Raw genomic sequence first — 18,691 nt, forward strand, 5'->3', positions numbered from 1 at the left:
TTTATGGATAAAAAGATGTTTAAGGTCGTGATCGCCGGAGAGACAAGGATGTATCCGGAAGGAACCACGTACAGAGAAATTGTTGACGAGATCGGTATACACACGGAAACTCCGGTCATCCTCGTGATGGTAAACGGAAAACTTCGTGAACTTCAGAAGAGACTGAAATCGGACTGTACACTGGAATTTGTGACAACGAAAGACCATATCGGTTTTGAAACTTATAAGCGAAGCGTGTGTCTCGTGCTCCTGCGTGCAATATATGATGTGGCAGGCAGGGAAAACGTTGATAAAGTAATGATCCACTATTCTGTGGGAAATGGTTACTATTTTACAATGGAAGGAAAAGCAGCTCTTGATCAGGATTTTCTTGATAAAGTAAAGGTACAGATGCACAAACTGGCGGACGAATGTACTCCGATCGGGAAACGTTCTGTCAATACAGATGAGGCAGTAGCACTTTTTCATAAGCATCGGATGTATGATAAGGAAAAATTGTTCCGGTTCCGCCGTGTCTCAAAGGTAAACATCTACAATATCGGTTACTATGATGATTATTTTTATGGCTATATGGCAGACCATGCAGGATATGTACAGTATTTTGACCTGAAACTGTATGATGAGGGATTTGTTCTGGAACTTCCGGAGCGGAAGAACCCGTCCGTGATTCCGCCGTTCCATCCGCAGGATAAAATTTTTCATGTGCAGAAAGAATCGCAGGAATGGGCAGAAAAGATGGATATTTCGTATGTCGGCGATCTGAATGACCGAATTACGAAAGAAGGAATCAGCAATATTCTGCTTGTACAGGAAGCTTTGCAGGAAGCGAAAATTTCTGATATCGCACAGCGGATCGTATCAGAAGGAAATAAGAAGTTTATCATGATCGCAGGTCCGTCTTCATCAGGAAAGACCTCGTTTTCGCACAGACTTTCCATTCAGCTTACTGCACATGGCATGAAACCGCACCCTATCGGTGTGGACAATTATTTTAAAAACCGTGAAGACACTCCGTTTGATGAATTCGGTGAAAAAAATTATGAATGCCTCGAAGCAATTGATGTGGAGCAGTTCAATAAAGACATGCTGGCACTTCTTAATGGAGAGCGTGTGGAACTCCCGGTATTTAATTTTAAGACAGGACTGAGAGAGTACAAAGGTGATTTCCTGAAGCTTGGAAAGGATGATGTACTGGTGATCGAGGGAATTCACGGACTGAATGATAAACTCAGTTATGCACTGCCGGCAGAAAGTAAATTCAAAATCTATATCAGCGCACTGACGCAGTTAAATATTGATGAGCATAATCGTATTCCGACAACGGATGGACGTCTGATCCGCAGAATTGTACGTGATGCACGTACGAGAGGCACTTCAGCAAAGGAGACGATCGCAAGATGGCCTTCTGTCAGAAGAGGAGAAGAGGCAAATATTTTTCCGTATCAGGAAGAGGCAGATGTGATGTTTAACTCAGCGCTTGTATATGAACTTGCCTGCCTGAAAGTATATGCCGAACCGCTTCTGTTTGGAATTGACAAGAGCGAACCGGAATATCTGGAAGCGAAGCGTCTGTTGAAATTTTTGGATTATTTTATCTCCGTTCCAAGCGAAGATATTCCTCATAATTCTCTGCTGAGAGAATTCGTTGGCGGAAGTTGCTTTGATGTATAATAAGTTGATTTTTTTAGGAAGGGGCTGTCGCTTTAACGAATAAAATTTCGTGAAGCGGCAGCTTCATTTATGCCGTTTTGGGGATTGTTTATTAGATTTCTTCTGATATTTTCTAAAAATGACGTACTTTAATAAGACATCTTTGAGACTTGGAAAATGTGTTTTTAAAAAGTTAAAACTCAGGCACTTTTCATCGGAATAAGTGTGTCCCTGTCTTACCTGTTTGGATTCTGTTATGCATTATGATTCCGGAGAATATTTCTTCCAGAAAACTGAATATTCAGATATGGGAGATGAAAGACGGTGAGAAGGTTGCAGAGCTGTCGGATGATAATAATTCAGCTGAAATAACAGTAGGCCTTACAGATCTTGCGGTTTCTGAAAATCTTTATACGACTCAGAAGGAGAGCTGCTTGAAGAAAATATCTATCAGGCAGGTGAAGCATTGGAACTGCCTCAGGCTCCACAGGGTGATGGTAAATTCGCCGGATGGTTCTGTGACGGGAAAGAAGCAGAAGACGACCAGATTCTTAATGATGATAAGGAGTTTTATGCTGTTTTCCGGCAGGATATCAAAGATGCCCGGATCAGTGATATTCCGGCAAGCTGTTATAACGGAACGGAAATAAAACCAACATTTACTGTGAAATATCAGGATGAGCTGCTTACGGAAAATGCAGATTACACGGTATCATGGAAGAATAATGTTAATATCGGAACAGCAACAGCAGTGATTACCGGCATTGGAAAATTCTTTGGAACAAAAGAGATTTCCTATGTGATCGAAGCTCACAGGTGGAATGGGCCTATGAAGACAGTCAAAGAGCCTACGGCGCTGGTATATGGAAGGGCAGAACGAAAATGTACAGTCTGCGGCAAGACAGAATCAAAGCAGCTTGCAAAACTGAGTCCGAAAATGAAGGTAAATGTATCCAGTATCGTTCTGAAAACGGGACAGAGCACAACAAAGGTAAAGTTACCGGGCTTGCAAAAGGGGACAGAATTGCGTCATGGACATCCGGCAATAATAAAATCGTGACAGTAAATTCTTCAGGAAAGATTCGGGCAGGTAAGAAAACCGGAAATGCTAAGATTTCTGTTAAGCTTCAAAGTGGACTGCAAAAACAGATCGCTGTAAAGCTTCAGAAGACACCGGTAAAGACAACAAAAATACAGGGAATCCAAAAGAAAATAAGGCTTCGGAAGAAGAAATCCTGTACGCTGGTTCCACAGATTCTGCCAATTACATCAGTGGAGAAGATAACCTTTACCTCATCAAACAAAAAAGTGGCAACTGTCACCTCTAAGGGAAAGGTTACAGCGAAGAAGAAAGGAACTGCAGTTATAACTGTAAAATCCGGAAAGATTAAAGTAAAATGCAAAATTACCGTGCGTTGAAATTAAATCTTTACTTTAATGGTATATTTGTGTTAGAATAGCATTTGCGCAAGCAGGCCAGGTGATCGCGGCTGTACAGACGAAAGGGTACAGACGAGGAAAGTCCGGGCTTCACAGGGCAGGATGCCGGATAACGTCCGGTGGAGGTGACTCCCAGACCAGTGCAACAGAAATAAACCGCCTTCTTCGTGAAGGTAAGGGTGGAAAGGCAGTGTAAGAGACTACCGCCGTTGTGGTAACAGAACGGGCACATGTAAACTCCATTCGAAGCAAGACCGAAACGAAAGCGATACGGCTGCCCGTCGTGCTTTCAGGTAGGTCGCTTGAGCCATCTGGCAACGGATGGCCTAGACAGATGATCACTCAACGACATAACCCGGCTTATCGGCCTGCTTGCAACAAAAAAGAAACGTCATTACGACGTTTCTTTTTTGTTATGTAATTATTTATTACGTTTGCCTCTGTATTTCTCTTCGCAGTATTTGCAGCGGTATACTTCTTTTTCAGGATCAGCAAGGATGAATACATGATCCAGCCCCTGCTCGATCGAAGTGATGCAGCGAGGGTTTTTACATTTGATAACGTTTGTTATCTGTTTTGGAAGTTTCAGGATCCTTTTTTCGACGATCTTTTCATCTTTGATGATGTTTACGGTAATGTTGTGATCGATGAAACCGAGGATGTCCAGATCAAGGTTTTCAATCGGGCATTCTACTTTGATGATATCTTTGACACCCATCTTGTTGCTCTTTGCATTTTTGATGATTGCAACTGTGCAGTCAAGTTTGTCAAGTTTCAGGTCATGATAGATTGTCATGGCTTTGCCGGCCTTGATATGGTCAAGGACAAAACCTTCGTGAAGTGCTCCAACGTTTAACATTATACTTCCACCTCCAGTAATCTGAGAATCAGTGCCATACGAACATAGACACCGTACTGTGCCTGCTTGAAATATGCGGCACGCGGATCATCATCAACTTCAACGGCAATTTCATTTACTCGCGGAAGAGGATGAAGAATGTACATGTCCTTCGGAGCAAGTTCCATTTTCTGTTTGTCCAGTATGTAGAAGTCTTTCATGCGTACGTAATCCTCTTCGTTAAAGAAACGTTCTTTCTGTACACGTGTCATGTAGAGAATGTCGAGTTTCGGAAGTGCATCTTCCAGACGTTCTACTTCTTCGAATTCCACATTGTGTTTCTCAAGGATATCTTCGCGGATATAGCTTGGTACGCGAAGTTCCTCCGGTGAGATCAGGACAAATTTAACATTTGAATAGCGAAGTACCAGAGCTTCGATCAGAGAATGAACGGTACGTCCGAACTTCAGGTCACCGCACAGACCGATGGTAAGATTGTCAAGTCTTCCTTTAAGGGAACGAATAGTAAGAAGATCGGTGAGTGTCTGAGTAGGATGCTGATGACCACCGTCACCGGCGTTGATAACAGGAATAGAAGATGCCATAGAAGCGACCAGCGGAGCACCTTCTTTCGGGTGACGCATAGCACAGATATCTGCATAACAGGAAACAACACGAATTGTATCGGCAACGCTTTCGCCTTTGGCTGCGGAACTGGAACCGGCTGATGAGAAACCTAAAACCTTGCCGCCGAGGTTCATCATAGCAGCTTCAAAACTTAATCGTGTACGTGTACTTGGTTCGTAAAAACAGGTGGCAAGTCGCTTATCATCGCAGACATGCGCGTATTTGACTGGATTTTTTTCGATGTCGCTGGCCAGTGTAAGAAGATCGTCGAGTTCTTCTTTTGTGAGGTCCAACGGGCTCATTAAATGTCTCATGTAATACCTCCCTTGTTGGTGCGGAAAATTGTAAAAATTCTCTCTTGCACAATCATATACTAGTGGAATCATTTTTTCAAGATGCTTTCGTAAGGATTTTTTCAAAAATCAATCCGGCTGCAAACCACAGCGGAGCATAATCAAGACGGATGATTCCGCGGTACTGAAATGCGGCACCGCTGTAGTCCCATGGACACATTTCAAACTCTTTCAGAATACTTCCACTGACAAATTCCACAAGATAAAAACCGAACATATAAAGCAGTCCCCGGCAGAAAAAAGGAAACGTGTAAATTCTGGCATACAGAGGGGCGATAACCGCTGCGCAGCCGTAGATGGGAAACATCAGAAGAGAAGTTTTGCCGTTCATGGTGCGCTGACCGGCGAGCAGAGAATGCAGTCCGGTCCAGAGTATTTCGAGACACCATCCGGCAGATCCGCAGAGGAAAAAATTCGAGAGATTCTGATTCATGGCAGACCCTCCTGATCATGTAAAATTGTTGTAAAACTTTGATTCTAGTATGTCCCGGTCTTGAAAAAAAGATACGTAAATGCTATATTAACTAGTAATAAACAATTATCAGTATTAGGAGTACACAAAATGGATTATCAGCAAAGCAGAGCGTATGTAAAAGACGCGGATCAGTACGCGGGAGGCGCTCTGGATCTTACAAATATAAAAGAACTGATGAACCGGCTTGGGAATCCCCAGGATCGGTTAAAATACGTACACGTGGCAGGAACCAACGGCAAGGGTTCGGTGATCGCTTATCTGTATACCACTCTTTCAGATGCAGGATATCGTGTCGGAAGATATATTTCTCCTTCGGTATATTCTTACAGGGAGAAGATGGAAGTGGATGGCAGGGCAGTCAGCCGGGAAGCGTTTGCCGGATATATCACAAGGGTTGCTGCAGCAATTGAAGAAATGACAGAAGAAGGTCTTGCACATCCCACCCCATTTGAAATAGAAACGGCGGTGGCATTTTTATTTTTTGCAGAAGAAAAATGTGATCTTGTCATTCTGGAAGTCGGAATGGGCGGTGATCTGGATGCGACAAATATTATTAAAAATACGGTGCTTGCAGTTCTGGTTCCGATCAGTATGGATCATCAGGCTTTTCTTGGAAATACACTTGCCGAGATCACGCAGAAAAAGGCCGGTATCATCAAACCGGGCTGCAGTGTTGTGACGGTCGGACAGAGGCCGGAGACGATGGAAGTTATCCGGGAGGTATGCCGGGAAAAAGGAGCAGATCTGACCGAGACAGATTTAAGTTCTGCAAAAGCGGTTAAGGAAGACTTTGCCGGACAGACACTGGAGTACCGGGGAGAAACATATGAGCTTTCACTGGCAGGATCCTATCAGACAGAGAATGCAGCACTTGCACTGGACGCACTGGAGGTTTTGAATCATAAAGGCTATCCGACAACTGTCGAACAGCGTAAAAAGGGACTTAGAGAGACAAAATGGAACGGACGCCTGACGATCATCCACAGAGATCCTTTGTTTATTGTGGATGGGGCACACAATCCGGCAGCAGCAGATATGCTTGAAGATTCAGTTCGCAAATATTTTAAAGGACGGAATATGTACTTTATCATGGGCGTTTTCCGCGACAAAGATTATTCTTATATTATCCGGAAGTTATGTCCTTATGCAGAGCAGATCGTTACGATCGAGACACCGGATAACCCACGGGCACTGCCGGCGCAGGAACTGGCAGAAGCCGTGCGGGAGTGCAATCCACATGTACAGGCAGCAGAGAATATACAGGATGCGGTAAATAAGGTGTTTACCATGGCAGACCGAGAGGATGTCATCCTTTCCTTTGGATCTCTTTCTTTTATCGGAGAGATCACAACAATTGTCAAAAACCGGGAGGAAAAGAACTTATGACAGATTTACAGGAATGCCGTAAAGAAATAGATATCATTGATAAGGAAATCTTACGGCTTTTTGAAAAAAGAATGAAAGTCTGCGAAAATGTTGCAGAATACAAGATACATACAGGCAAGAAGGTACTGGATCCTAAAAGGGAACAGGACAAAATCACGGTTCTTAAGGATTCTGCGCATGGTGAATTTAATGAACTTGGTGCACAGGAACTGTTTCAGCAGATCATGGCGATCAGCCGCAAACGTCAGTATCAGCTCCTGACAAAAAATGGTGTCGAAAATGACATCAAAGACTACAAGATGGTCGATGCACTGCCGCTGACCGGAGTCAATGTAGTATTTCAGGGTGTCGAGGGCGCATACAGCTATGCCGCCATGCGTGCATATTTTTCTGATGCGATCAACAGCTACCACGTAAAGACATTCCGCGATGCGATGGAAGAAGTTGCTTCCGGCAAGGCGGATTATGCAGTGCTTCCGATTGAAAATTCGACGGAGGGAATCGTGACAGATATCTACGATCTGCTTACAGAATATCAGCTCTATATTGTCGGAGAGCAGGGGATGAAAGTAGAACATGTACTGCTCGGCATTCCGGGAACTTCTCTTGAAGAGATCAAAACCGTTTATTCTCATCCGCAGGCACTTGCGCAGTGCAAAAAATATCTGGAAAGTCATTCGGACTGGAAAACTGTCAAGACCGAAAATACAGCAGGTGCAGCAAAGAAAATCCATGAAGAACTGGACAGAACACAGGCGGCAATCGCAAGCCGTGCAGCAGGAGAGCTTTACGGACTTTCTGTTATGGCGGAAAACATCTGCTATAATGAGGAAAATGTCACCAGATTTATTATTGTAAGTGCACATCCGGTTTACGAAAAGAGCGCAGCCAAAATCAGCGTAAGCTTCGAGCTGCCTCATGAGAGCGGAACACTTTATCATATGCTGTCACATTTTATTTATAACGGACTGAGCATGACAAAGATCGAATCCCGCCCGATCACCGGAAAGAAATGGGAATACAGATTTTTTGTAGATTTTGAAGGTAATCTGGAAGAACCGGCAGTCAAAAATGCACTCCGCGGTCTTGAAGCAGAGGCAAATCGAATGAGAGTACTTGGAAATTACGGACAGCAGGAGGAAGAATAAAATGACACGTGTAAAAGAATGCGTGCTCTATCGGGGATTTGAGCATGGAGATATACTGGACAAAATGACAGCACTTATGGATGCAAGTGAAAAATCAGCAGTCAATGCAAGCGAGATGGAAGAAGAATTTTATGAATGCGTCAACGGTCTGATCGAAATTGCAGGTTCTTATGGATTTACGGGAAATCTGTGGCACGATTATCTTACACTTCTTCTTGTAAATCATGAAAATGCATTCAGTACTGCGAGCGAGATCAGAGGTGCGATCGAGGGCAGTATCAATCAGCTTGCACTTCATGATTTTGCGATTTTTAAAGAACTCTATGATTTTGATCTGACAGTGCTGGACAAACTGTTCCATACATCCTGCTGTGGAATCCTCTGCAATTATGAAGCACCGCAGGATACCGGCAAAATGTTTAACAAACGTATCCGTGACCGTATCTGTGAGATGAGCAAAACACTGGCAGTTGCCAAAGATACTGAAGAATTTATGGCAGACATGGTCCAGTTTTACAAAGACTTCGGTGTAGGAAAACTCGGACTTCACAAAGCATTCCGCATTGACCATGATGAGAACGGCAGGGCAGTGATCGTACCGGTGACAAGGATCGCGCATGTACGTCTGGATGATCTGGTCGGCTATGAGATACCAAAACAGAAACTCATCGAAAATACAGAGGCATTTGTACGTGGAAGAAAGGCAAATAACTGTCTGCTGTTCGGTGATGCAGGAACAGGTAAATCTTCCAGCATCAAAGGTATTCTGAATCAGTATTATGATGAGGGACTGCGAATCATCGAAGTATATAAGCATCAGTTTGTAGATCTGAATCAGGTTATTGCCCAGATCAAAGACCGCAACTACAAATTTATTATCTACATGGATGATCTTTCTTTCGAAGAATTTGAGATTGAATATAAATATCTGAAAGCCGTGATCGAGGGTGGACTGGAACGCAAACCGGAGAATATTCTGATCTATGCGACAAGCAACCGCCGCCATCTCGTAAGAGAGCGTGCAGGGGATAAGCTGGAAGTAGGCGCAGATGACGATATCCATTCCTCCGATACCGTGCAGGAAAAGCTTTCACTGGTATATCGTTTTGGCGTTCGTATTTACTTTGGTGCGCCGGATCGCAAAGAGTTCCACATGATTGTCAAAACGCTTGCGAAACGTAACGGAATCTCAATGCCGGAAGATCAGCTTCTTCTGGAAGCCGGCAAATGGGAAATTTCCCATGGCGGTCTGACAGGACGTACGGCGCAGCAGTTTATTGATCATCTTCTTGGAAAAGAGGAGACACAGGAAGCATAATAATTGGGAAGGAGCGGGAGTGTATGGCAATGACAACTTTTGCGGCGATCGACATAGGTTCTTATGAGATCAGTATGAAGATCTTTGAATTTTCGAAGAAGATCGGATTTCAGGAACTGAATGATGTCAGATATCGTCTGGAAATCGGTAAGGGGGCTTATTCCAGCGGCAGGCTGGAACCGGAAACAGTAGATACGATTTGCGTGATCTTAAAAGATTTCTCCGGCATGATGAAAGAATTTGGGGTAACAGATTATCGTGCATGTGCGACAAGTGCTTTTCGTGAGATTGTAAATCCGGTAATCGTGCAGGAACAGATCTTTCAGCGGACAGGGATCCGAGTCGAGATTTTAAGCAATGCCGAGCAGCATTTTCTGGGATACAAATCTATTGCTGCGATTGAATCCGGATTCAAAAAGATCATTCAGAAAGGAACGGCGATCCTTGATGTTGGTGGTGGTAATCTTCAGGTGTCTCTGTTTGACAAGGATGCGCTGGTAACGACGCAGAGTTTCAAGATGGGAAGCATGCGTATTCGTGAGCGGTTGAAAGAACTGGAAAAAACGACAACGCATTACGACCAGCTGATCAAGGAATTTATCCGTAATGATCTGACAGCCTTTCAGAGACTGTATCTGAAAGACCGGGATATCAAAAATGTGATCCTGATGGGTGATTTTCTGACAGATACGATCTTTCAGGAAGAACTCGAAGATCATATTATCACCAGCGAAGAATTTACAAAGAGTTACGAAAAGACGATTTACAAGACCGAGCATGCTCTGGCAGAGGAGATGGACATTGATCCGGAATATGCGTCACTTGTAATCCCGACAATGGTCATCTGCAAGAGCTTTCTGGAAATCTTTCAGGCGGAGTCTGTCTGGGTTCCGGGTGTTTCACTTCTGGATGGAATTGCTTATGACTACGGCGAAAAGAAAAAATTCATCAAAAGCGTCCATAATTTCGAAAATGATATTCTGGTGGCATCGCGAAATATTGCAAAGCGTTATTCTACCGGCAAAGACCATATCAAAGGTACGACGGATATCGCACTGACTATTTTTGACAGCATGAAAAAAATTCATGGAATGGGAGCAAGAGAACGGCTGCTTCTGCAGATTGCGGTTCAGCTCCATGACTGTGGCAAGTATATCAGTATGGCAGATGTGGCTGAGTGTTCCTACCGGATCATTATGGCGACGGAAATTATCGGACTTTCTACCGAAGAACGAAAGATCATTGCAAGTGCAGTGAGATACAATACAACAGAGTTTGTATATTGCGGAAATTATGACAGAGGACCGGGCATTGACAGGCAGCAGTATCTGCTTGTAGCAAAACTGACGGCAATTCTTCGGCTTGCCAATGCCATGGACCGCAGCCATTATCAGAAGGTTGAGGCACTGAGAGTGGTGCTGAAAGACCGTGAATTGCAGATGATCATTGATTCAAGCAGAGATATTTCTCTGGAACTTGGACTGCTTCGTGATAAGGTACAGTTCTTTGAAGAAGTTTTTGGCATTCGTCTGGTATTAAAGCGCAAACGCAGAGTGTGAGCGGCTGAGGAGGGAAAATATGGATTTTAGTAAATATGAAAAACCGGAATACTATGTAAACAGAGAATTAAGCTGGCTGAAATTCGATGAACGTGTTTTAAGTGAGGCAAGGGACAAAAATCTGCCATTATTTGAGAGACTGAAATTTTTGAGCATCACATCCTCAAACCTGGATGAGTTTTTTATGGTCCGTGTGGCATCGCTGAAAGATCAGGTGCATGCCGGCTATAAGAAAAAAGATATTGCCGGAATGTCTTCCGAGGAGCAGTTAAAGGAAATCAGCACACAGACCCATGAGCTGGTACGTGTACAGTACAGTACGTTCAACCGTTCTGTGCTTCCGGCACTGGAAAAGGTCGGCCTTCATCTGGTGGCAGAACACGAAAATCTGAATGATAAACAGGCAGAATTTGTAGACCGTTATTTTGAAGATAACGTTTATCCGGTACTGACACCGATGGCAATGGATTCTTCCAGACCATTTCCGCTGATCCGTAATAAGACACTGAATATCGGTGCACTGATTGCAAAGAAAAACAATAAAAAGCATACAAAAGAACTGGAATTTGCAACTGTTCAGGTGCCGTCCGTCCTTCCGAGAATCGTCGAGATCCCTTCTGTAAAGAAAGGTGAGAGAACGGTAATTCTTCTCGAAGAGATTATCGAGAGAAACATCGGCAAACTTTTCCTGAGCAATGATGTGGTCTGCGCACATCCGTACAGAATCATGCGAAATGCAGATCTTACGATTGATGAGGATGAGGCAGAAGATCTTCTGGTAGAAATCCAGAAACAGCTCAAGAAACGCCAGTGGGGCGAGGTGATTCGTCTTGAAGCAGAAGAAAAGATGGATAAACGTCTGCTGGACATTCTGAAAAAAGAATTCGAGATCAAAGATGCAGACATTTATAATATTCCGGGACCTCTGGATCTGACTATGCTGATGAAAGTTTACGGTCTGGATGGATTTGATGAGTACAAGAGCCCGAAATATACACCGGCACCGGTTCCGCAGTTCCAGAATGACAAAGATATCTTTGAAGTGATTCGTGAAGGCGATGTATTCCTGCATCATCCATATATGAGTTTTGATCCGGTTGTGGATTTTGTCCGTCAGGCGGCAAAGGATCCAGGCGTACTTGCAATCAAGCAGACTTTGTATCGTGTCAGCGGTCATTCCCCGATCATTGCGGCGCTCGCACAGGCTGCCGAAAATGGCAAACAGGTTTCCGTGCTGGTTGAACTGAAAGCACGATTCGACGAGGAAAACAACATTGTCTGGGCGAAAATGCTTGAAAAAGCAGGCTGCCATGTTATCTACGGTCTGGTAGGACTGAAGACACACAGCAAAATCACACTTGTGGTAAGAAGGGAAGAGACAGGCATCCGCAGATATGTACATCTGGCAACCGGTAACTATAATGATTCCACTGCAAAATTGTATACAGACTGTGGTATTTTTACCTGCGATGAACGTTTCGGTGAGGATGCAACTGCAGTCTTTAATATGCTTTCCGGATATTCTGAACCGAAGAAATGGAACCGCCTGATCGTAGCCCCGATTTGGATGAAGGACCGTTTCGTTCAGATGATCGAAAGAGAGGCCGAGCATGCAAAACAGGGAAAACCGGCAGAAATCACTGCAAAGATGAATTCACTTTGCGATCCTGCAATCATTGCAGCACTTTATTATGCATCTTCCTGTGGTGTGCAGATCAATCTGCTTGTCCGTGGAATCTGCTGCCTGAGAACCGGTATTCCGGGAATCAGTGAAAACATCCAGGTGCGATCAATCGTCGGAGAATTTCTGGAGCACAGTCGTATTTTCTATTTCAAAAATGATGGCATTGATGAAATCTATATGGGAAGTGCGGACTGGATGCCGCGAAATCTGGATCGAAGAGTGGAAATTGTCTTTCCGGTAGAGGACGAAAATATCAAAAAGGAAATTCTGCATGTGCTGGATCTTGAATTCCGCGACAATGTCAAAGCACATATTTTACAGCCGGACGGCACATACGAAAAACAGGATAAACGTGGCAAAACGCTTGTAAATTCCCAGATGGAATTCTGCAAAGAAGCACAGCAGAAAGCCAAAAAGCAGAAAAGAGAAGAAAAGAAGCATACTCGCGTCTTTATTCCGGCTGAACCGGTAGCTGATCCGGAGTAATTAAAACGAGAGGAAAGAGAAAATGAATAACGAAAAAGAAAGCTTTCTGAAAAGAAAGAACGTGATCATATCCTTCAAAAGATATGGCATTGATGCGATGGGGTCCATGGCACTTGGACTTTTTGCATCACTTTTGATCGGTACGATCATTAATACGATTGGGCAAAACGTCTGCCCGGGAAGTTTCGTATCAGAGAAACTGCTGGAAATCGGTGGTTATGCAACGAGTGTGACAGGTGCAGCTATGGCGCTTGCAATCGGATATGCCTTACAGGCACCGCCGCTTGTCATGTATTCTCTTTGTGCGGTCGGTGCGGCCTGCAATGCAATAGGCGGTTCAGGCGGACCACTGGCGGTATTTTTTGTCGCAGTGATCACCTGTGAGATCGGCAAATTGGTTTCCAAAGAGACGAAAATCGATATTATTGTAACTCCGGCAGTAACGGTTATTGTCGGTGTAGTACTGGCGATGCTGCTTGCACCAGTATGCAAAAATATCTGTAATGCGCTTGGTGCATTTATCGGATGGGCAACTGACCTGCGTCCGTTCTGGATGGGCATGATCATTTCAGTAGTGGTAGGAATCGTACTGACACTGCCGATCAGTTCAGCGGCAATCTGTGCGGCTGTAGGCATCAGCGGCGGAGCCGTGCTTGCCGGACTTACAGACGGAAGTGTGACAGTGGAGATCTGGAATGGCCTTGCGCTGGCAGGTGGTGCGGCAACCGCAGGATGCTGTGCGCATATGCTTGGTTTTGCAATCTTGAGCTTTCCGGATAATGGAATCGGCGGTTTTGTGGCGCAGGGACTTGGAACTTCCATGCTTCAGGTACCGAACCTTATGAAAAAGCCGGTTCTCTGGCTCCCTCCTGTGATCACATCTGCAATTACAGGACCGATTGCTACCTGTGTGTTCCATATGAGAAATAACGGACCTGCAATCTCATCAGGAATGGGAACTTCCGGCCTGGTTGGACCAATCGGTGTTGTAACCGGATGGGCACAGATGCCGGAGGGATATCAGACAGGAGCATTTGAGTGGGCAGGCATGATCCTGATCTGTTTTGTGCTGCCGCTTGTGCTCACCTGGGTGATCGGTAAGATTTTCCGTGCAAAAGGAATCATCAAGCCGGGAGATCTGAAGATTGATCTGGGCTGAAAAGTGTCATAAAAATTGCTTTTTTAAAATTTTTTAAAAAAATTGAAAAAAAGGCTTGCATTTTCCGACTCGCTGATATATACTAAGCAAGTCGGTTGACGCAAGGCCAGTTGGTCAAGGGGTTAAGACGTCGCCCTCTCACGGCGAAAACACGGGTTCGATTCCCGTACTGGCTGCTATAAATATTTTACAGATAATCAGGATCGAGGTCCTGATTATTTTTTTGCCCTGAAATCGATTAAGATTAATATTTGACTTTTTCGGGGAAAATCATGTATGATAAAGAACAAATGTTTGAATGAGTAAAGTAAGAAAAGAAAGGAAAATAGACCGATGGCGAAAAAGGAAACCTACGATGCTGGGAGTATATCTGTTCTTGAAGGACTGGAAGCGGTACGCAAACGTCCGGGCATGTATATTGGAAGTGTATCCCGGAAGGGACTGAATCATCTGATCTACGAGATCGTGGATAATGCAGTAGATGAACATCTGGCAGGATACTGCAGCCTGATCAATGTAGTTCTGGAGAAGGACGGTTCCTGTACTGTAACAGACAACGGACGTGGAATTCCGGTAGATATGCACGAAAAGGGAATGTCTGCGGAGCGACTGGTGTTTACGACGCTTCATGCAGGTGGCAAATTCGATAATTCTGCTTATAAGACAAGTGGTGGACTTCATGGTGTAGGTTCTTCGGTAGTAAATGCACTTTCTACTTATCTGGATATTAAAGTAAGTCGTGATGGCTATGTACATCATGACCATTATGAACGGGGAGTTCCGACTCTTGAACTTGAAAACGGCCTCCTTCCAAAACTTGGCCGGACAAAAGAAACCGGAACCTGTATCAACTTTCTTCCGGATCCGGAGATTTTTGAGAAGACACGTTTTTCTGCGACAGATGTCAAGAGCCGTCTTCATGAGACCGCTTATCTGAATCCGGAACTGACGATCGTATTTGAGGATCTCAGAGGAACAGAACCGGTAAAAGAAGAATATCATGAACCGGAGGGCATCGTTGGCTATATCCGTGACATGAACCACAATACGGAATCACTTCATGAGCCTGTTTATCTGAAAGGCGAGGCAGATGGCATTCAGGTGGAAGTGGCATTTCAGTATACCAATGAGTTCCGTGAAAACGTACTGGGATTCTGCAACAATATCTACAACGCAGAGGGCGGTACACATCTGACCGGATTTAAGACAACGTTTACGACCGTTATGAATACCTATGCCAGAGAGATTGGTGTCCTCAAGGACAAAGATCCGAATTTTACAGGCGCTGATATCCGTAACGGAATGACTGCAGTTGTTTCTATCAAACATCCTGCACCTCGTTTTGAAGGCCAGACAAAGACAAAGCTGGATAATCAGGATGCAGCCAAAGCAACAGGTAAAGTGCTGGGCGAACAGCTGGTGCTTTATTTCGACCGTAATCTGGAAACATTGAAAACCATTCTGTCCTGTGCGGAAAAGGCTGCAAAGATTCGCAAGACGGAAGAACGTGCAAAGACCAACCTTCTTACAAAACAGAAATATTCCTTTGATTCCAATGGTAAACTTGCCAATTGTGAAAAAAAAGACCCGGCACAGTGTGAGATTTTTATTGTCGAGGGTGATTCTGCGGGCGGCTCAGCAAAGACAGCGCGTAACCGTAACTATCAGGCAATCCTCCCGATCCGTGGCAAGATCCTGAATGTAGAAAAAGCGACAATCGATAAAGTGCTTGCGAATGCTGAGATCAAAACCATGATCAATGCATTTGGCTGTGGCTTTTCCGAAGGGTACGGCAATGACTTTGACATCAGTAAGCTTCGTTATGACAAAATTGTGATCATGGCTGATGCCGATGTGGATGGTGCGCATATCTCTACCTTGCTCCTGACACTGTTTTATCGTTTTATGCCGGAACTGATTTATGAGGGACATGTGTATATTGCGATGCCGCCTCTTTATAAGGCCATGCCGAAAAAAGGTCCGGAAGAATACCTCTATGATGATAAAGCTCTGGAAAAATACCGTAAGATTCACAAACCGGGCAGTTTTACACTACAGCGCTACAAAGGTCTTGGAGAAATGGATGCAGAACAGCTCTGGGAGACAACTCTGAATCCTGAGACAAGAAGAATGAAACGTGTTGAGATCGAAGATGCACGTCTTGCTTCCAGCGTAACGGAAGTTCTGATGGGCAGTGAAGTACCTCCGCGTAAAGCATTTATCTATGAACATGCGGCAGATGCGGAACTTGATGTATAAGGTGGGAGAATGATATGGAAACAAAACAGGAAAATGTAATTCGTACCGATTATTCGGAAATTATGCAGAAATCCTATATTGATTATGCGATGAGTGTCATTATTTCACGTGCACTTCCGGATGTGAGAGATGGTCTGAAACCGGTTCAGAGAAGAACACTTTATGATATGTATGAACTGGGGATCCGTTATGACCGCCCATATCGTAAATGCGCCCGTATTGTCGGTGATACCATGGGTAAATATCATCCGCATGGTGATAGTTCCATTTATGATGCGCTGGTTGTGATGGCGCAGGATTTCAAGAAGGGCAGGACGCTGGTAGACGGACATGGAAACTTTGGTTCTATCGAAGGTGACGGAGCAGCGGCCATGCGATATACCGAAGCGCGTCTGGAAAAGCTCACGCAGGAAGTTTTTCTGAGTGATCTCGATAAAAACGTAGTGGATTTTGTGCCGAACTTTGATGAGACGGAGAAAGAACCATCCGTGCTTCCGGTTCGTATTCCGAATATTCTTGTCAATGGTGCTGATGGTATCGCGGTTGGTATGGCGACCAGTATTCCGCCGCACAACCTCGGTGAGGTGATCGATGCGGTCAAGGCTTATATGAAAGATAATACCATCAGCGTAAGAGGTTTGATGCGTTATATCAAAGGTCCTGATTTTCCGACTGGCGGTATTGTAGTAAATAAAGATGATCTGCGTAAGATTTACGAGACAGGAAGCGGTAAGATCCGTTTGAGAGGAAAAGTAGAAGTAGAGAAACTCAAAGGCGGCAAAAAGCAACTTGTTATTACCGAGATTCCGTATACCATGCTCGGAGCAAACATCGGCAAGTTCCTCAATGACGTGGCATCTCTTGTCGAGACAAAGAAGACGACCGACATTGTAGATATTTCAAACCAGTCTTCCAAAGAAGGCATCCGTATCGTGCTTGAACTGAAAAAAGATACCGATGTGGAAAACCTGACCAATATGCTGTACAAGAAGACTCGTCTGGAAGATACTTTCGGTGTTAATATGCTGGCAGTTGCAGACGGACGTCCGGAAACACTCAGCCTGAAACAGATCATCGAGTATCATGTAGATTTCGTCTTTGAGATCACCACAAGAAAATATCATACACTTCTGGACAAAGAACTGGAAAAACAGGAAGTGCAGGAAGGTCTGATCAAAGCCTGCGATGTTATTGACCTGATCATTGAGATCCTTCGCGGAAGCAAGAACCGTGAGCAGGTAAAGAAATGTCTGGTCGAAGGAATTACAGAGGGCATCAGGTTTAAATCAAAAGCAAGTGAAAAGGCGGCTGCGAAACTTTTGTTTACAGAAAGACAGGCAAATGCGATTCTGGATATGCGTCTGTATAAACTGATTGGTCTGGAAATCGAAGCGCTGCAGGCAGAATACCAGGAGACGATGAAAAATATCGCACTTTATAAAGATATTCTGGAAAACTATGATTCCATGGCGGCAGTGATCATAAAAGACATGGATGAGATCAAGAAAGAATATGGAAGAAAACGCCGTACGGCAGTCGAGAATGCAGAGGAAGCCGTTTACGAAGAAAAGAAGATGGAAGAGATGGAAGTCTGCTTCCTGATGGATCGCTTCGGCTATATGAAACTGATCGACCAAAATGCGTACGAACGAAATAAAGAAGCAATTCACAACGAAAGCAAATATGTCTTCAACTGTATGAATACAGATAAGATCTGTATCTTTACAGACAAAGGCAAGATGCATACGATCAAGGCGGCAGATATTCCACTGGTACGCTTCAGAGACAAAGGTACTCCGGCAGATAACTTAAGCAATTACAACAGTGCAGAAGAACGGATGCTGTATGTGGCACCGGTCGGACAGATCCGCACAGACCGCCTGCTGTTTGTGACAAAGTCATCTATGTGCAAACTGGTAGAGGGCGCTGAGTTTGATGTGGCGAAACGTACGATCGCATCGACGAAACTTGCAGAAGATGATGAACTGATCTTTATAGGCGGTTCAGCGGAAATGGAGCAGATCGTATTACAGAGTCATGGCGGATGCTTCCTGCGTTTCCTGAAACAGGAGATTTCCATTATGAAAAAGACGGCCATTGGTGTGCGTGGAATGAAACTTGCCGGCGATGACTATCTGGAACATGCATATCTTCTGGCGGGACATCAGGAATATACGATCACTTATCATGACAAAGAATATTCCCTGAACAAAGTGCGTCTGGCAAAACGTGATACAAAGGGTGTAAAGCCCAGAATATAAAAAACTCCTTGCTTTTCATCAGTGATGGTGATATGATAGGGACAACAT

At 44.3% G+C, this 18,691-nt stretch carries 14 protein-coding genes, 1 tRNA gene and 1 other RNA gene; 13 read left to right on the forward strand and 3 right to left on the reverse strand.

Features of this window, described 5'->3' with window-relative positions; all coding sequences use genetic code 11:
- Positions 1 to 3: 3 nt before the first annotated feature.
- The 4 genes from H8Z79_RS07225 (at position 4) to rnpB (ending at position 3,469) form a co-directional block, all read left to right on the forward strand.
- Complete coding sequence (locus H8Z79_RS07225; RefSeq protein WP_187002754.1) at positions 4 to 1,671, forward strand: nucleoside kinase; 1,668 nt, start codon at positions 4 to 6, stop codon at positions 1,669 to 1,671.
- A gap of 445 nt (positions 1,672 to 2,116) precedes the next feature.
- Positions 2,117 to 2,710, forward strand: coding sequence for a hypothetical protein (locus tag H8Z79_RS07230; RefSeq protein ID WP_187002755.1), 594 nt, complete (start codon positions 2,117 to 2,119; stop codon positions 2,708 to 2,710).
- Positions 2,707 to 3,069, forward strand: a complete 363-nt coding sequence (locus H8Z79_RS07235; protein ID WP_187002756.1) for an Ig-like domain-containing protein — start codon at positions 2,707 to 2,709, stop codon at positions 3,067 to 3,069. Before H8Z79_RS07230 ends, H8Z79_RS07235 begins: the two co-directional genes overlap by 4 nt.
- 49 nt (positions 3,070 to 3,118) lie before the next feature.
- An RNA gene (rnpB, locus tag H8Z79_RS07240) (RNase P RNA component class A) lies at positions 3,119 to 3,469 on the forward strand.
- Positions 3,470 to 3,511: 42 nt separating this feature from the next.
- Here the strand turns inward: rnpB and H8Z79_RS07245 are convergent.
- The 3 genes from H8Z79_RS07245 to H8Z79_RS07255 all read right to left on the reverse strand — a co-directional run bounded on the left by H8Z79_RS07245 (position 3,512) and on the right by H8Z79_RS07255 (position 5,341).
- Positions 3,512 to 3,949: an aspartate carbamoyltransferase regulatory subunit gene (locus H8Z79_RS07245; RefSeq protein WP_022214906.1), complete on the reverse strand. Its 438-nt coding sequence runs from the start codon at positions 3,947 to 3,949 to the stop codon at positions 3,512 to 3,514.
- A complete protein-coding gene (gene pyrB / locus H8Z79_RS07250; RefSeq protein ID WP_015542993.1) occupies positions 3,949 to 4,869 on the reverse strand; it encodes an aspartate carbamoyltransferase in 921 nt (306 codons plus the stop codon). The genes H8Z79_RS07245 and pyrB overlap by 1 nt, the downstream gene beginning before the upstream one ends.
- Positions 4,870 to 4,945: 76 nt before the next feature.
- Positions 4,946 to 5,341, reverse strand: coding sequence for a putative ABC transporter permease (locus H8Z79_RS07255; protein WP_015542992.1), 396 nt, complete (start codon positions 5,339 to 5,341; stop codon positions 4,946 to 4,948).
- A 129-nt stretch (positions 5,342 to 5,470) separates the two neighbouring features.
- Between H8Z79_RS07255 and H8Z79_RS07260 the strand changes: the two genes are divergently transcribed.
- The 9 genes from H8Z79_RS07260 (at position 5,471) to H8Z79_RS07300 (ending at position 18,643) form a co-directional block, all read left to right on the forward strand.
- On the forward strand, positions 5,471 to 6,769 hold the full coding sequence (locus H8Z79_RS07260; protein WP_187002757.1) for a bifunctional folylpolyglutamate synthase/dihydrofolate synthase: 1,299 nt from the start codon (positions 5,471 to 5,473) through the stop codon (positions 6,767 to 6,769).
- A complete protein-coding gene (gene pheA, locus H8Z79_RS07265) occupies positions 6,766 to 7,917 on the forward strand; it encodes a prephenate dehydratase (RefSeq protein WP_117942240.1) in 1,152 nt (383 codons plus the stop codon). Before H8Z79_RS07260 ends, pheA begins: the two co-directional genes overlap by 4 nt.
- Before the next feature lies 1 nt (position 7,918).
- On the forward strand, positions 7,919 to 9,235 hold the full coding sequence (locus tag H8Z79_RS07270; RefSeq protein ID WP_187002758.1) for an ATP-binding protein: 1,317 nt from the start codon (positions 7,919 to 7,921) through the stop codon (positions 9,233 to 9,235).
- Between the two features lie 23 nt (positions 9,236 to 9,258).
- Positions 9,259 to 10,794 (forward strand): Ppx/GppA phosphatase family protein, encoded by a 1,536-nt coding sequence (locus H8Z79_RS07275; protein ID WP_072521014.1) that lies wholly within the window; start codon positions 9,259 to 9,261, stop codon positions 10,792 to 10,794.
- Positions 10,795 to 10,813: 19 nt separating this feature from the next.
- Positions 10,814 to 12,964, forward strand: coding sequence for an RNA degradosome polyphosphate kinase (locus tag H8Z79_RS07280; RefSeq protein ID WP_072521015.1), 2,151 nt, complete (start codon positions 10,814 to 10,816; stop codon positions 12,962 to 12,964).
- Between the two features lie 22 nt (positions 12,965 to 12,986).
- Complete coding sequence (locus H8Z79_RS07285) at positions 12,987 to 14,123, forward strand: PTS transporter subunit IIC (RefSeq protein WP_187002759.1); 1,137 nt, start codon at positions 12,987 to 12,989, stop codon at positions 14,121 to 14,123.
- Between the two features lie 104 nt (positions 14,124 to 14,227).
- A tRNA-Glu gene (locus H8Z79_RS07290) sits at positions 14,228 to 14,299 on the forward strand.
- A gap of 157 nt (positions 14,300 to 14,456) precedes the next feature.
- Positions 14,457 to 16,382, forward strand: a complete 1,926-nt coding sequence (locus tag H8Z79_RS07295; RefSeq protein WP_072521017.1) for a DNA gyrase/topoisomerase IV subunit B — start codon at positions 14,457 to 14,459, stop codon at positions 16,380 to 16,382.
- A gap of 14 nt (positions 16,383 to 16,396) precedes the next feature.
- The gene (locus H8Z79_RS07300) at positions 16,397 to 18,643 is read left to right on the forward strand and encodes a DNA gyrase/topoisomerase IV subunit A (RefSeq protein WP_119246672.1); all 2,247 of its coding nucleotides are present in this window, start codon (positions 16,397 to 16,399) and stop codon (positions 18,641 to 18,643) included.
- The last annotated feature ends 48 nt before the right edge of the window (positions 18,644 to 18,691 follow it).

This window comes from Blautia intestinalis, from assembly GCF_014297355.1.
In the GTDB taxonomy this organism is placed as follows: Bacteria; Bacillota; Clostridia; order Lachnospirales; family Lachnospiraceae; genus Blautia_A; species Blautia_A intestinalis.

Coding starts and splice junctions, on each gene's coding strand:
- H8Z79_RS07225 (WP_187002754.1), top strand. CDS start 4: ATGGATAAAAAGATGTTTAAGGTCGTGATCGCCGGAGAGACAAGGATG.
- H8Z79_RS07245 (WP_022214906.1), bottom strand. CDS start 3,949: ATGTTAAACGTTGGAGCACTTCACGAAGGTTTTGTCCTTGACCATATC.
- pyrB (WP_015542993.1), bottom strand. CDS start 4,869: ATGAGACATTTAATGAGCCCGTTGGACCTCACAAAAGAAGAACTCGAC.
- H8Z79_RS07255 (WP_015542992.1), bottom strand. CDS start 5,341: ATGAATCAGAATCTCTCGAATTTTTTCCTCTGCGGATCTGCCGGATGG.
- H8Z79_RS07260 (WP_187002757.1), top strand. CDS start 5,471: ATGGATTATCAGCAAAGCAGAGCGTATGTAAAAGACGCGGATCAGTAC.
- pheA (WP_117942240.1), top strand. CDS start 6,766: ATGACAGATTTACAGGAATGCCGTAAAGAAATAGATATCATTGATAAG.
- H8Z79_RS07270 (WP_187002758.1), top strand. CDS start 7,919: ATGACACGTGTAAAAGAATGCGTGCTCTATCGGGGATTTGAGCATGGA.
- H8Z79_RS07275 (WP_072521014.1), top strand. CDS start 9,259: ATGGCAATGACAACTTTTGCGGCGATCGACATAGGTTCTTATGAGATC.
- H8Z79_RS07280 (WP_072521015.1), top strand. CDS start 10,814: ATGGATTTTAGTAAATATGAAAAACCGGAATACTATGTAAACAGAGAA.
- H8Z79_RS07285 (WP_187002759.1), top strand. CDS start 12,987: ATGAATAACGAAAAAGAAAGCTTTCTGAAAAGAAAGAACGTGATCATA.
- H8Z79_RS07295 (WP_072521017.1), top strand. CDS start 14,457: ATGGCGAAAAAGGAAACCTACGATGCTGGGAGTATATCTGTTCTTGAA.
- H8Z79_RS07300 (WP_119246672.1), top strand. CDS start 16,397: ATGGAAACAAAACAGGAAAATGTAATTCGTACCGATTATTCGGAAATT.